The organism is Actinomadura luzonensis (genome assembly GCF_022664455.2).
GTDB classification, from domain to species: domain Bacteria; phylum Actinomycetota; class Actinomycetes; order Streptosporangiales; family Streptosporangiaceae; genus Nonomuraea; species Nonomuraea luzonensis.
On record NZ_JAKRKC020000001.1, the window covers coordinates 858,105 to 872,401 of the forward strand.

10 protein-coding genes, 2 tRNA genes and 1 rRNA gene are annotated in these 14,297 nt (G+C 69.9%); 4 read left to right on the plus strand and 9 right to left on the minus strand.

All coding sequences use genetic code 11. The annotated features are described in order from the left end of the window. Positions 1 to 278: 278 nt before the first annotated feature. A 16S ribosomal RNA gene (locus MF672_RS04030) occupies positions 279 to 1,799 on the minus strand. 572 nt (positions 1,800 to 2,371) lie between these two features. Between MF672_RS04030 and MF672_RS04035 the strand changes: the two genes are divergently transcribed. Both MF672_RS04035 and MF672_RS04040 read left to right on the plus strand, forming a co-directional pair. Continuing rightward, entirely contained in the window at positions 2,372 to 2,776 is a 405-nt protein-coding gene (locus MF672_RS04035; RefSeq protein WP_242372507.1) for a hypothetical protein, read from the plus strand. A gap of 104 nt (positions 2,777 to 2,880) precedes the next feature. After that, a complete protein-coding gene (locus tag MF672_RS04040; RefSeq protein WP_242372510.1) occupies positions 2,881 to 3,069 on the plus strand; it encodes a hypothetical protein in 189 nt (62 codons plus the stop codon). Positions 3,070 to 3,075: 6 nt separating this feature from the next. Here MF672_RS04040 and MF672_RS04045 read toward each other — a convergent pair whose 3' ends face one another. From MF672_RS04045 to MF672_RS04080, 8 genes are all read right to left on the minus strand, one after another. Next, the gene (locus MF672_RS04045) at positions 3,076 to 3,744 is read right to left on the minus strand and encodes a response regulator (protein WP_242372513.1); all 669 of its coding nucleotides are present in this window, start codon (positions 3,742 to 3,744) and stop codon (positions 3,076 to 3,078) included. Further along, a complete protein-coding gene (locus MF672_RS04050; RefSeq protein ID WP_242372515.1) occupies positions 3,741 to 6,269 on the minus strand; it encodes a sensor histidine kinase in 2,529 nt (842 codons plus the stop codon). The genes MF672_RS04045 and MF672_RS04050 overlap by 4 nt, the downstream gene beginning before the upstream one ends. A gap of 71 nt (positions 6,270 to 6,340) precedes the next feature. Next, positions 6,341 to 6,417: transfer RNA gene (locus MF672_RS04055), tRNA-Met, on the minus strand. 92 nt (positions 6,418 to 6,509) lie between these two features. After that, a tRNA-Met gene (locus MF672_RS04060) sits at positions 6,510 to 6,586 on the minus strand. A gap of 58 nt (positions 6,587 to 6,644) precedes the next feature. After that, entirely contained in the window at positions 6,645 to 9,599 is a 2,955-nt protein-coding gene (locus MF672_RS04065) for a UPF0182 family membrane protein (RefSeq protein WP_242372517.1), read from the minus strand. A 185-nt stretch (positions 9,600 to 9,784) separates the two neighbouring features. Further along, positions 9,785 to 10,828 carry a YlbL family protein gene (locus tag MF672_RS04070; RefSeq protein WP_242372518.1) on the minus strand — a complete coding sequence of 348 codons (1,044 nt, stop codon included), beginning with the start codon at positions 10,826 to 10,828 and terminating at the stop codon, positions 9,785 to 9,787. A gap of 10 nt (positions 10,829 to 10,838) precedes the next feature. After that, a complete protein-coding gene (locus MF672_RS04075; RefSeq protein ID WP_242372519.1) occupies positions 10,839 to 11,264 on the minus strand; it encodes a molybdenum cofactor biosynthesis protein MoaE in 426 nt (141 codons plus the stop codon). 40 nt (positions 11,265 to 11,304) lie between these two features. Then, positions 11,305 to 12,378 (minus strand): NAD-dependent epimerase/dehydratase family protein, encoded by a 1,074-nt coding sequence (locus MF672_RS04080; protein WP_242372743.1) that lies wholly within the window; start codon positions 12,376 to 12,378, stop codon positions 11,305 to 11,307. 79 nt (positions 12,379 to 12,457) lie between these two features. Between MF672_RS04080 and MF672_RS04085 the strand changes: the two genes are divergently transcribed. Together MF672_RS04085 and MF672_RS04090 are read left to right on the plus strand one after the other, a co-directional pair. After that, positions 12,458 to 13,714 (plus strand): zinc-dependent metalloprotease, encoded by a 1,257-nt coding sequence (locus MF672_RS04085; protein WP_242372520.1) that lies wholly within the window; start codon positions 12,458 to 12,460, stop codon positions 13,712 to 13,714. Next, positions 13,711 to 14,271 (plus strand): NUDIX hydrolase, encoded by a 561-nt coding sequence (locus tag MF672_RS04090; protein WP_242372521.1) that lies wholly within the window; start codon positions 13,711 to 13,713, stop codon positions 14,269 to 14,271. Before MF672_RS04085 ends, MF672_RS04090 begins: the two co-directional genes overlap by 4 nt. Positions 14,272 to 14,297: the final 26 nt, after the last annotated feature.

The window sequence follows — 14,297 nt, forward strand, 5'->3', positions numbered from 1 at the left end:
TGCAAATCTCAAACAACAAACAGCAACCAGCTCCCGACCCGATCAACAGGTCGTTCGCTGGTCCTGTGCACCGAAGAAGACGACCAGCCCAGCTGCCCGTTCCTTCAGGACCCAACAGTGTGTCCGGCAACCCCCGAGCCCCCGAACCGTCGTTCCCACTCCCCTTGCGGGGCGGTACTTGCCGGCCGGCGACCTGGCGGTGCCGAGTAGCCAGTGCTCCACTAGTGAGCTGTCACCCCACCACACGTCCGGTGGTGAAGGGTGAGAGTGCTCCTTAGAAAGGAGGTGATCCAGCCGCACCTTCCGGTACGGCTACCTTGTTACGACTTCGTCCCAATCGCCAGCCCCACCTTCGACCGCTCCCCCCCTTACGGGTTGGGCCACGGGCTTCGGGTGTTGCCGACTTTCGTGACGTGACGGGCGGTGTGTACAAGGCCCGGGAACGTATTCACCGCAGCGTTGCTGATCTGCGATTACTAGCGACTCCGACTTCATGGGGTCGAGTTGCAGACCCCAATCCGAACTGAGACCGGCTTTTAGGGATTCGCTCCACCTCACGGTATCGCAACCCTCTGTACCGGCCATTGTAGCATGTTTGCAGCCCAAGACATAAGGGGCATGATGACTTGACGTCATCCCCACCTTCCTCCGAGTTGACCCCGGCAGTCCCCCATGAGTCCCCACCACCGCGAACGGCGTGCTGGCAACATGGAGCAAGGGTTGCGCTCGTTGCGGGACTTAACCCAACATCTCACGACACGAGCTGACGACAGCCATGCACCACCTGTCACCCAGCCCAAAAGGGAAACCCCATCTCTGAGGCGGTCCGGGTGATGTCAAACCTTGGTAAGGTTCTTCGCGTTGCGTCGAATTAAGCAACATGCTCCGCCGCTTGTGCGGGCCCCCGTCAATTCCTTTGAGTTTTAGCCTTGCGGCCGTACTCCCCAGGCGGGGCGCTTAATGCGTTAGCTCCGGCACGGAACCCGTGGAAGGGTCCCACACCTAGCGCCCAACGTTTACAGCGTGGACTACCAGGGTATCTAATCCTGTTCGCTCCCCACGCTTTCGCTCCTCAGCGTCAGGTAAGGCCCAGCAAGCCGCCTTCGCCACCGGTGTTCCTCCTGATATCTGCGCATTTCACCGCTACACCAGGAATTCCACTTGCCCCTACCTACCTCTAGCCGGCCCGTATCCACCGCAGACCCGCAGTTAAGCTGCGGGCTTTCACGGCAGACGCGACCAGCCACCTACGAGCTCTTTACGCCCAATAATTCCGGACAACGCTTGCGCCCTACGTATTACCGCGGCTGCTGGCACGTAGTTAGCCGGCGCTTCTTCTGCAGGTACACGTCAACTTCGTCCCTGCTGAAAGAGGTTTACAACCCGAAGGCCGTCATCCCCCACGCGGCGTCGCTGCGTCAGGCTTCCGCCCATTGCGCAATATTCCCCACTGCTGCCTCCCGTAGGAGTCTGGGCCGTGTCTCAGTCCCAGTGTGGCCGGTCGCCCTCTCAGGCCGGCTACCCGTCGTCGCCTTGGTAGGCCACTACCCCACCAACAAGCTGATAGGCCGCGAGCCCATCCCCGACCGAAAAACTTTCCACCACCATCCGATGCCGGAGGCGGTCGTATCCGGTATTAGACCCAGTTTCCCGGGCTTATCCCAGAGTCAGGGGCAGGTTGCTCACGTGTTACTCACCCGTTCGCCGCTCGAGTACCCCGAAGGGCCTTTCCGCTCGACTTGCATGTGTTAAGCACGCCGCCAGCGTTCGTCCTGAGCCAGGATCAAACTCTCCAAACAATGACTGTTCGGACAGTACTGTCCAAGCAAGAATCCGTCATGAATGACGGGGTGATACATGTGTGATGCACATGCACTGGCTTTTAACACACTGTTGAGTTCTCAAGAAACGGACGCGTTCATCGTCAGCCAGGCTTTCAAGCCTTGCGTCGGAGGCGTTTCGTTTCGGTCTTTCGTTGTGTCTTAATTCTTTCAGTCGTTCAGGTGGCTGTCAAATTGACCGGCCCTGCTCGACCTGCTGGAATTAATCCGCGCCCCGTTTCCGGGGCAACCCCTCTAACTTACCAGCCCGTCCGGAGTGGATGGTCCGAGAAGGAAGTGGGGTTCGCGGGCCGGCTCCTGGAGCTCGGTGAGCTCTCGGGCGTCCTGCGCGGAAGCAACTCTAGCAGTGGATCGCCGGTGCTTCGCGCAACTCGGGTAATCCGATGGTTCTTCCCTCCCCTGCTGTCCCCCAAACCTCGCCTATGTCTCCCCTTCGCGACACCCCTGGGCAAGCGCACGGCAAGTCATCCGCAATCGCTGGTCGGTACGAAGTAGTCCACGAGCAGATTGCTCCCTCGGAGGTGTCCGCCATGACCCGCTCGGAGTTCGACGACATCCGCGCTTTCCTCGCCGACGAGGCGACCAGCGCCGGGGACCTGCTGCGGGTGGCGGGTACGCTCATCGACGACCTCGAACACGCCCACACCCGCGAGGCCGTCCTGCGTACCGCGTACTTGCGCCTGCTGACGGCCGCCCGGGCGAGCGCGGCCGCCGAGCTGGCGGGCATGGCGGACCCTTTGTCGTTCGTCAGGGACGAGCTGGGCCGGCAGGGGCAGTTGCCGGAGAGCGGCGAGGAGGCGGTGAGCGTCCTGGAGGACGTCCGGACGGCGGCCGCGTTGCGCGCCTGTCTGGAGAGCGGCGGCGCCGTCCCGCAGAGTCCGAGCGGCCCGAGGCTGCGGCGCTGCGTCGGGGCGCGCCGCAGCCTTCGCCGCTGAACGGACGCCGGGGCGGCAGGGGCCGAAGGCTTCTTGCCGGGGGGTGACTCGGAGGCGACTCCGGACATACCCGTTCTTTCATTCGCGCCTGTCACACTGCGCATATGTGGCAACGGGGGCTGAACTGGGCGGCGATCCTCCTGGTGGGGATCTTCGGCGTGTTGTGGGTCGGGGTCGTCGTCTATGCGGACGACTCCCCGCCCTGGCTGCGCCTCACCCAGGTCGTCTTCGGCATCGTGCTGGTCGGCTGGGCCGTGCACAGGGCGGTCGGGTTGCTGCTCGACCGGGCGTGAGCGCCGTCAGGGCTGGAAGCGGTAGCCCATGCCGGGCTCGGTGAGCAGGTGCGCCGGCCGGGCCGGGTCGATCTCGAGCTTGCGGCGCAGTTGGGCCATGTACTGCCGCAGGTAGTGCGTCTCCTTGAGATAGGAGGCGCCCCAGACCTCGGTCAGGAGCTGCCGCTGGCTGATCAGCTTGCCGGGGTTGCGCAGCAGGATCTCCAGAAAGTGCCACTCCGTCGGCGTCAGCCGCACCCCGCCGGTGATCGTCTTGCGGGTCAGGTCGATCTCGTGCTCGCCCAGCCTGACCGTGACGGGGTCCTCCCCCTGCTGCCCGGTGCGCCGGGTCACCGCGCGGACGCGGGCGAGCAGTTCGTCGATGCCGAACGGCTTGGTCACGTAGTCGTCGGCCCCGGCGTCCAGGGCGTCCACCTTGTCGGTGCTGTCGGTGCGTCCCGACAGGACGATGATCGGCACGCTGGTCCAGCCGCGCAGCCCCGCGATGACCTCGACGCCGTCCAGGTCGGGCAGGCCGAGGTCGAGGATGACCAGGTCGGGGTGCCAGTCGGCGGCCAGGCGCAGCGCGGTGCCGCCGTCCGGCGCGACCGCGACCTCGTAGTGCCGGGCGGCCAGGTTGACGCGGAGGGCCCGCAGGATCTGCGGCTCGTCGTCCACGACGAGCACGCGCGTCATCGCGCGCTCCGCAGCGAGACGGTCATCGTCAGTCCTCCTCCGGGGGTGTCCTCCAGGCCGAGCGTGCCGCCCATCGCCTCGGTGAGACCGCGGGAGAGCGCGAGGCCGAGCCCGACGCCGGTGTGGTTGTCGCGGTCGCCGAGCCGCTGGAACGGCAGGAACACCCTTTCATGCGCCTCCGCCGGGATCCCGGGGCCCCGGTCGATGACGCGGATCTCGACGTGGTCGCCGTGCGCGCTGGCGGCGACGAGCACGTGCTCGCCCGGGGGCGTGTGGCGGGCGGCGTTCGCGACGAGGTTGGCGAGCACCCGTTCCAGCAGCGCCGGGTCGGCCATGAGGTCGGGCAGGTCGTCGGGGACGTCGGTCCTGAGCAGGCCGGGCGCGGCGTCGAGGTCGTCCACGGCGCGCGGGAGGACGTCCTCGACGGCCACGGGTTCGAGCCGCACGCCGAGGGCGCCGGCTTGGAGGCGGCTCATGTCGAGCAGGTTGGACACCAGGCGGTTGAGCTTGGCCAGCGACTCGCCGGCGGTGGCCAGGAGCTCGGCGCGGTCCTCGGGCGTCCAGTCGACGCCGGTGTCGCGGAGGCTGTCCACGGCCGCCAGGGCGGAGGCGAGCGGCGTGCGCAGGTCGTGGCCGACGGCGGCGAGCAGCGCCGTGCGCATGCGGTCGGCCTCGGCCAGCGGGCGCGCCTGCTCGGCCGCCGCCCGCAGCCGCTGCTGCCGCAGCGCGACCGCGGCCTCGGCGGCGAACGCCTCCAGGACCCGCTGGTCGCTCGCCTGCAGCAGCCGGCCGCGGGCGGCGAGGACGAGCCGGTCGTCGATGACGACGTCCGTGCCGGGTCCGGTGGCGGGCGTGGGATCAGGAGCAGGGGTGGGGGCGTGGGAGGGGGCGGTGGCGGGCGGGCCGCCGGACACCGAGACGATGCGCCAGGCGGTCCCCTCGCGTTCGAGCAGGGTGACCGAGGTCAGCCCGAACGTCTCCCGCATCCGTCCCAGCAGCGACGGCAGCGCCGACTCGCCGCGCAGCACGTGCCCGGCCAGCGTCGCCAGCACCTCGGCGTCGGCCCGCGAGCGCGCCGCCTCCCTGCTGCGCCGGGCGGCCAGGTCCACGACGGTGCTGACCATGACGGCCACCAGCACGAAGATGGCCAGCGCGAGCACGTTCTCCGGCCGCGCGATGGTGAGCGTCCGCACGGGCGGGGTGAAGAACCAGTTGAGCAGCCCGAACCCGAGGACCGCCCCCGCGACCGCCGGCCACCTGCCGCCGGTCAGCGCCACGGCCACGACGAGCAGCAGGAAGAGCAGGATCTCGCTGGGCAGGGTGAGGTCGAGCGGCAGCAGGGCGGCGGTGAGCAGCGGCGTCCCGACCAGCGCGAGCGCCCAGCCGGTCAGCCGCCGCCCCCGGGTGAGCGCGGCCGCCGGGCTCGTCCTGGCCCGGCCGCGCGTCCGTTCGTGGGGCACCAGGTGCACGTCGATCGTGCCGGACCGGGCGGCCGTGGTCATGCCCACGCCGCGCGCGAGCGCCTGCGCGAGGCGGCCGCGGCGGGACGCGCCGAGCACGAGCTGGGTGGCGTTCACGCCGTGGGCGAAGTCGAGCAGCGCCCGCGGCACGTCGTCGCCGATCACCTGGTGGTAGGTGCCGCCCAGGTCCTCGACGAGCGTGCGCTGGCGGGCGAGGTGCGCGGGGTCGCCGCCGCCGGACAGGCCGTCGGCCCTGGTGACGTGGACGGCCAGCAGGTCGGCGCCGCGGCTGCGGGCCGCGATGCGGGCGGCCCGCCGGACGAGCGTGTCGCCTTCCGGGCCGCCGGTGAGGGCGACGACGACGCGTTCGCGGGTCTCCCACGTGCCGGGAACGGCGTGCTCGGCGCGGTGGCGGTCGAGGCGCTCGGCCACCTCGCCGGCGAGCCAGAGCAGGGCCAGCTCGCGGAGCGCGGTCAGGTTGCCGGGGCGGAAGTAGCTGGCGAGCGCGGCGTCCACGCGTTCGGGCGGGTAGACGTTGCCGTGGGCGAGGCGGCGGCGCAGCGCCTCGGGCGACAGGTCGACCAGCTCGATCCGGTCGGCGCGCCGGATGACCTCGTCGGGGACGGTCTCGCGCTGCGGCACGCCGGTGATCTTCTCGACGACGTCGCTGAGCGACGCCAGGTGCTGGACGTTGACCGTGGTGACGACGTCGATGCCGGCTTCCAGCAGCTCCTCGACGTCCTGCCGGCGGTGGGGGTTGCGGGAGCCGGGGGCGTTGGTGTGGGCCAGCTCGTCGACGAGGGCGGTCGCGGGCGCGCGGGCGCGGACGGCGGCCACGTCGAGCTCGGTGAACGTCGCGCCGCGGTGCGTGAGCGTGGCGCGCGGGACGATCTCCAGGCCGTCGAGCAGCTCGGCGGTGCGGGCGCGGCCGTGCGTCTCGACGTAGCCGACGACGACGTCCTTGCCGCGCTCGCGGGCACGGCGCGCCTCGCTCAGCATGGCGTACGTCTTGCCGACGCCGGGCGCCGCGCCCAGGTAGACCCGTAGCCGCCCTCTGCCTGCCATTCCTCCAGGTTACGGCGGGTACGAGCGGAAACGACGGAGCCCCCGGCCAGTGCTGGCCGGGGGCTCCGGATTGGTAGCGGGGACAGGATTTGAACCTGCGACCTCTGGGTTATGAGCCCAGCGAGCTACCGAACTGCTCCACCCCGCGTCGGTGTGTCTTGTACAACTATACAGGGCCGCGAGAGTGCTTCGTACGGCCCCGCAAACGACCGAAGGCCCGGTTTCCCGGGCCTTCGTCTTTGGTAGCGGGGGCAGGATTTGAACCTGCGACCTCTGGGTTATGAGCCCAGCGAGCTACCGAACTGCTCCACCCCGCGTCGCTGCGTTGCGTTCCTAAGACTAGACGGCGACGAGGGGTGGACGCAAACTGAATGGCTAACCGGTCGCCGACGGCGACGGCGTGACCGGCGGTGAGCCGGTGGGCGCGGCCGTGGGCGTGGCCGGCGGCGCGGAGGCCGACGCGGAGGGCGAGGCGGAGGCCGACGGGCTGGGCGAGGTGGCCGGCTGCTGCCGGTTCGCGCCCTCCAGCGCCTTCAGCGCCTCCTCCAGCCGCTTCTGCGCCGCACCGTAGGCGTCCCAGTCCGGCGGGCTGGCCTGCAGCGCCTTCTGGGCGTCGTCGTAGGCCTTCTTGGCGTTGGCGATCGCCGAGTTGAGCGCGCTGTTGGACTGGTTCGGCTGGGCCTGTTCCTCCTGGTTGGGCTGGGCCTGTTCCTGTTGCTGCTCCGCGCCGAAGACCTCCTGCAGGGCCTCGTCCAGGGTGCGCCCGACGCCGATCTTGCTGCCGAACGACACCAGGACCCGCTGCAGGATCGGGTACGGCTCCTGCCCGCCGCCCGCGGTGACCTGGATGTACACCGGTTCGATGTAGACCAGGCCGCCCGCGTACGGCAGTGTCAGCAGGTTGCCGTACCGGACCGACGAGGCGCCGACGCCGAGCAGGTTGAGCTCACCGGCGAAACGGCTCTGGAAGGAGTTCTGGGCCTGGCCGGGGCCGGGGATCGGGGTGCTGGACGGCATCCGCAGGATGCGGATGCGCCCGTAGCCCGACTCGGCCGAGGAGTCGACCGCCATGAACGCCGCCAGGTTGGGCCCCTGCCGCGGCACGAACGTCGTGGTGAGCGAGAACGTCGGCTGCTCGCCCGGCATCGTGGTGGTCAGGTAGTAGGGCGGCTGCTTGGTGTTCTTGTCGCCCTGCGTCGGGTCGCCCGGGACGTTCCAGAAGTCCTGGCCGCTGTAGAAGGCCGACGGGTCGGTGATGTGGTAGCGCGACAGGGTCCAGCGCTGCACCTTGAACAGGTCCTCGGGGTAGCGCACGTGCGCCTTCAGGTCGGCGCTCATCTCGGAGGCCGGCCGGATGATGCCGGGGAAGGCGGAGCTCCAGGTGCGCAGCACCGGGTCGTTGGTGTCCCAGCCGTAGAGCTTGACCGAGCCGTCGTAGGCGTCGACGGTGGCCTTGACCGAGTTGCGGATGTAGTTGATCCGGTCGGTGGGCTGCTGGGCGATGACGCGGCGGTCGCTTGAGGTGTCGCGCGTCATCTCGCCGAGGCTCTCGCTCTGCGCGTACGGGTAGTCGTTGGACGTGGTGTAGCCGTCCACGATCCACACGATGCGGCCGTCCACGATCGCCGGGTACGGGTTGCCGTCGAGCGTGAGGAACGGCGCGACCTTCTGGACGCGGTCGCGCGGGTTGCGCTCGTAGAGGATCTTGGAGTTGTCGTTGACGTCGCCGGACAGCAGGATGTTCGCCTCGCTGTACTTGGCGGCGTACAGCATGCGGTTGAAGAACGAGCCGAGCGAGACGCCGCCGCCGGTGTAGGTGGTGTTCTTCTGGCCGGTGCCGGCGGTCTGCGGGTAGTCGAGCTCCTGCGGGCGGCTGGGGTTACCGCCGGCGATGACGTACTCGGCCGAGGCCGGCTCCTCGCCGAAGTAGACGCGCGGCTCCTTCAGGCCCGTGCTGTCGACCAGCGGGCCGGTGACCGGCATGTCCTTGGCGTCGTAGGCGGGCAGGCCCTGGTCGTCGACCTTGTTGCCGGGCGCGGCGACGAAGCCGTAGCCGTGGGTGTAGACGAGGTGGCGGTTGATCCAGTTGTTCTGGCCCGAGTCGGGGCCGGTCAGCTCGCGGACGCCGACGACGTGGTCGACGAGCTTGCCGGTGCTGTCGGGGTAGCGGTCGACGTCGAGCGGCTCGGCGAAGTTGTAGAAGCCGCGGATGCGCTGGGTCTGCTCGTAGGTGGAGGAGACCAGCGCCGGGTCGAGCAGCCGCACCCCGGCGACCGAGGTGTCGCCGGCGGCCTGGACCTTCGTCGGGTCGGCCTGCGCGTTGTAGGTCTCGACCTCGGTCTTGTCGACGTTGTACGCCTGCCTGGTCGCGTCGATGTTGCGCTGGATGTACAGCGCCTCCTTGCCCTGCTGGTTGGGCTTGACCTGGAACTGCTCGACGAGCGCCGGGTAGACGCCGCCGATCAGGATGGCCGAGAGCACGAGCAGGCCGAAGGAGACCCCGGGCAGCATGCCGCCGGGCCGGACCACCCCGGCGAAGAACAGGGCGGCGCAGATCAGCGCGATGATCGCGAGGATCGTCTTGGCGGGCAGGACGGCGTTGACGTCGGTGTAGGACGCGCCGTGCACGAAGCCGCGGTCGGAGAAGACCAGGCCGTACCGGTCGACCCAGTAGGCGACGGCCTTGAGCAGCACGAAGACGCCCAGCAGCACCGACAAGTGGACCCGCGCGGCCCGGGAGGCGTGCAGGCCGGGCGACTGCAGGCGGAAGCCGCCGTACAGGTAGTGGGTGATCGCCGCCAGCACGATCGAGATGATCACGGCGGTGAACAGGAAGTTCAGGACCATCCGGATGAACGGGTAGTCGAACATGAAGAACGAGATGTCGAAGCCGAACAACTCGTCCTTCTTGCCGAACGACGCGCCGTTGACGAACTTCAGCCACGTCTGCCACTGGCCGGCGAACGAGGAGCCGGAGAACAGCGCGAGCAGCCCCATGCCGATGATGAAGATCAGCTTGCGGTGCGGGTCGAGCGCCATGCGGTAGCGGTCGGCGCCGCTGGCCCCGCCGAACATCGCCGGGCCGAACATCGGCCGCGTGCGGAAGGCCAGCAGCATGTTGCCGCCCGCGATGACGACCATCAGCAGCGCGCCGACCAGGAACAACACGATCTGGGTCACGATCACGCCGCTGAACACCGACGTGTAGTCGGCCGCGTCGAACCACAGGTAGTCCGTATATATGCCGCTAAACAGGAAGAACAACGCCACGATCGCCACAAGGGCTATCGCGACAGGCAGAAGCAGTCGCGGTCGGCGGGGCAAGCGCATCGCCCTGCCGGCTCCTGGGGTCCGGAAGCTCAAGGCCAACCCCTCGTCGTAATGAAGAAACGGTCCGTGTCTGGCAACCTACACCGCTAGGCCAGCCGTACGGCTAACGCACGACGCCCGGCGGAAGTTTCAGCCGGGCGCGATTCTCAGCGGCTTCACAGCTTCTCAGCACGGGCGCCCCGTCCTCAGGACGGGCACGCGGGCACCTCGCCCTTGCCGGTGCGCAGCGCGTCGAGCGCCTGCACCGCCGCGTGCAGCGTGTCGGCCCGCACCAGCCGCAGCCCGTCGGGCGCCGCCTTCGCCGCCTCCGCGCAGTTGTCGGCCGGGGTCAGGAACACGGTCGCGCCCGCGTTCTTGGCGCCGATCATCTTCTGCTGGATGCCGCCGATCGGGCCCACCTCGCCGGTGGGCTCGATGGTGCCGGTGCCGGCGATCTTCTTGCCGCCGGTGATCTCGCCGGGCGTCAGCTTGTCGAGGATGCCCAGCGAGAACATCAGCCCGGCGCTCGGCCCGCCCACGTCGCCGACGTTGATGTCGACGTCGAAGGGGAACTTGTACTTCGTCTGCATGAGCACCCCGACCTGCGGCTGCCCGCTGGAGCCCGCGATCGGCCTGAGCGGCACCTCGACCTGCTTGCCCGCGCGCAGCACGCCGAAGACGACCTCCTCGCCGGGTTTGTGCGCCTTGACCGTGCTGCCGACGACGTCGACGTCCTTGGCGTCCTTGCCGTCGATCGAGGTGATCTCGTCGCCCTTCTGCAGCTTGCCGTCGGCCGGCTTGCCCTTCTCCGTGGAGACGACGGTGACGACCATCTCGTACGGGATCTTGAGCTCGTTGAGCGCGGCGGCCGTGGCGGAGTCCTGGGAGTTGGTCATCTCGACCGTGTTCTCCTCCTCGACCTCCTTCGCGGTGCGGTCGGGGGCGAAGATGGTCTCCTGCGGGACCACGGCCACGTCGGGATCGATCCAGCCGCGCAGCGCCGTCAGCAGGTCGATCTGGGCGGCCGGGCCGCCCTGGTAGGCGACCGTCACCAGGCTGAGCGCGCCGCTGGTGGGATAGGTCTGCCGTCCGGTGATCGAGATCACCGGCTTCTTCTCGACCTCGCCGAGCGTGTTCTCGGTCGGGCCCGGGCTGAGCACCACGTACGGGACCGGCCGGAAGGCGCCCACCACCCCGAACGCGAGCACGAGGAATCCCGCGAGCAGCAGCGTCAGGGCGCGTCGAGACATGGTGAAGAGCTTATTCGCAGGCGCCGACCCACTCGGTCGTGCCGTCGGCGAACACCTGGTGTTTCCAGATGGGCACCTGCGCCTTGAGATCGTCGATCAGCCGGCGCGAGGCGCGGAACGCCTCGTCGCGGTGCGGCGCGGCGACCGCCACGATCACGGCGAGGTCGCCCAGCTCCAGGTCGCCCACGCGGTGGACGGCGGCCACGGCCGTCACGGGGAAGTCGGCGGCGACCTTCTCGGCCACCGCGCGCAGCTCTGCCTCCGCGGTGGGATGGGCCGAGTAGGAGAGCCGGGTCACCGGCTTGCCGTGGTCCTGCTCCCGCACGGTGCCCACGAACAGCGTGGTGCCGCCCGCGGCGTGATCGCCCACGGCGGTCAGCACCTCGTCGACGGACAGCGGGAGGTCGCGAATGGCGAGCAACCGGATGACGTCCACGCCGCAAGACTACCTGCCCGCGGCCGCGTCGCCCGCGCGCTCACCCCCGCCGCTTCTTGCGCACCTGCCGGACGATCGCGGCGGTGCCGATGACGGCGACGGTCGCGCCCGCCGCGGTGAGCGTGGCCTCCTTGACCGGCAGCCGCCTGCCGACCACGGTCGTGGCGTTCTCGCGCAGCTCCAGGAGCTGTTTGAAGGCCGCCTCGTTGGTCCAGGACGGCTTCCAGCCGGCCTCGCGCAGCGTCGCGCAGTCGACCACCCAGGGGTAGACGACGTAGTGCAGGTCGGTGGCCGGGGCCGGGGTGATGCCGAGCCGATGCAGGCGCTGCGCGGTGCCGAACGTCAGCCCCGCCGGCAGCTCGAACCTGCGGATGCCGGACAGCTCCTCGACCTGCTCCTGCTCCAGCCAGCCGTCGCAGCCGACGGCGACCACGCCGGTGACCAGGCCGCGGGCCGCCAGCTCCAGCGCCGAGACCAGGTCGTCGACGTGGCAGAACTGCCAGCGCGGCGTACAGCCCTTGACGGTGAGCAGCCGCGGCGACTCGAAGTGCCGGGTGATCACGGTGTCGATGCCGGGACCGACGACCGCGGCCGGGCGCACGACCGTGACCTCCAGCCCCGGGTGGCTGCGGAACGAGCGCCGTACCAGGGACTCGATCTCCAGGTGGTCGCCGACGACGCCGGTGTCGGGCTCGGCCGCGACCGGGGCGTCCTCGGCCAGCGGCACCTCGTTGTCGGGCGCGGCGCCGTACACCATGGCGCTCGTGACCAGCACCACCCGCCGCACGCGCGCCGCGGCGCAGGCAGTGAGCACGGTCTGGGCCGCTCTCAGGTTGTACGCGCGCCGCTCGACCGGGTCGGAGTCGAGCGCGTAGTCGCCCGCCAGGTGGACCAGGACGTCGATGTCGGAGATGCGGTTCGCCAAGAGCGGATCCCGGACGTCGATCACTCGCCAGGTGGCCTCCCTGACGTCGCCACGTTCCTCGTCGATGGCCACCACCCTGCGGAAATCCGCGGAGGACACGAGCTTGGCGAGCAGTTCCCGGCCGAGACCGGAGGCCGCTCCCGTGACGGCGACGACGGGTTGGCGCGGGCGTTTCGAGGTAGGCACCAGGTCCTCACTTTGCACTGATCCGCCGCAGGACGACTAACGTGGCGGATGTGGACTCCTCCATCCTGCACGAGGTAGAGCGGTGACTGACCTGCCAGGTCGCGAAAACGACCCCAACGAGAACCCGTTCGCCATGTTCGGCAACCCTGAGCAGATGGCTCAGGCGATGCGCCAGTTCGCCGACATGTTGTCGGCGCCCCAGGGCTCCGGCCCTGTCAACTGGGACATGGCGAAGAACATCGCCCGGCACGCCGTGGTCGCCGAGGGCGACCCGAGCGTCATGGAAGGCGAGCGCCGCCAGATCGTGGAGGCGCTGAGCCTGGCCGACCTCTGGCTGAACGAGGCGACCACGCTGCCGAGCGGCGTGACGAGCCCGCAGGCCTGGAGCCGGTCCGAGTGGATCGAGAACACGATCCCGGTCTGGCGCAAGCTGTGCGAGCCGATCGCCGCGCGCATGGTCGACACCATGGGCGGCGCGCTCGGCGGCGCGGGCCTGCCGCCCGAGGCCCAGCAGATGGCCGGCCCCCTCATGGGCATGCTGAAGCAGATGGGCGGCATGATGGTCGGCCAGCAGATCGGCCAGGCCATCGCCTCGCTCGCCCGCGAGGTGGTCGGCACGACCGACATCGGCCTGCCGCTGTCCGACGTGGCCGCGCTGCTGCCCGGCGGCATCGCCAACTTCAGCGAGGGCCTGGAGGTCCCCTCCGAGGAGATCAGGATCTACCTGGCGCTGCGCGAGGCCGCGCACCACCGGCTGTTCCAGCACGTGCCGTGGCTGCGCGCCCACCTGCTGGGCGCGGTCGAGGAGTACGCGCGGGGCATCACGGTCGACACCTCCAAGCTGGAGGAGCAAATCCGCGGGCTCGACATCAACAACCCCGAGGCCATCCAGGAGGCGCTGAGCGGGGGCAACCTGCTCAAGCCCGAGGAGACCGAGCGGCAGAAGGCCGCGCTGTCGCGGCTGGAGACGACGCTCGCGCTGGTCGAGGGCTGGGTCGCCACCGTGGTCGACAACAGCGCCGCCGGCAAGCTGCCCTCGGCCGTCGGGCTGGCCGAGACCGTGCGCCGGCGCCGGGCCACCGGCGGGCCGGCCGAGCTGACGTTCGGCACGCTGGTGGGGCTGGAGCTGCGGCCCCGGCGGCTGCGCGAGGCGGCGGCGCTGTGGCGGGCCCTTGAGGAGGCGCGCGGCGTCGAGGGGCGCGACGCGCTCTGGGGCCACCCCGACCTCATGCCGACGGCCGACGACCTCGACGACCCCGACGCGTTCGTCCGCGGCGAGCAGGCGTGGGACATCTCCGAGCTGGAGCGCAAGCCGGACGACGAGGGCGACCAGAGTTGAGCCTGCACGACGACGCGGTCGCGGTGCTGTCGGCCTGGGCCGCGCCCACGCCCGAGGAGGAGGCGCTGCGCGCCGAGTTCCTCGGCCACCTGCGCGAGCACGACGACGCCATGCTGCGCGCATGCGTCCCCGGGCACCTGACGGCGACCACGGCGGTGCTCTCGCACGACGGCGCCCGGGTGCTGCTCACGCTGCACCCGAAGGCCGGCAAGTGGCTGCCCATGGGCGGCCACTGCGAGCCGTCCGACGCCTCGCTGGCCGAGGTGGCGCTGCGCGAGGCGTGGGAGGAGTCCGGCATCGCGGGCCTGGAGCTGCTGCCGGGGCCGCTCGCCGTGGACAAGCACGAGGTGTGGTGCCACCCGCCGACGAGCTGGCACCTCGACGTCGAGTACGCCGCCGTGGCCCCGCCCGGCGCCGAGGCGGTGATCAGCGAGGAGTCCCTCGACCTGCGCTGGTTCCCGGTCGAGGAGATCCCCGAGCTGTCGGACGAGGCGACGCGGCGATTGGCCAGACGTGGACAGCACGCGCTCGGCCTGCGTTCGCGTCCGGTTGGCTAGAGTCCTTTGCGTCGTTCCAAAGGGGG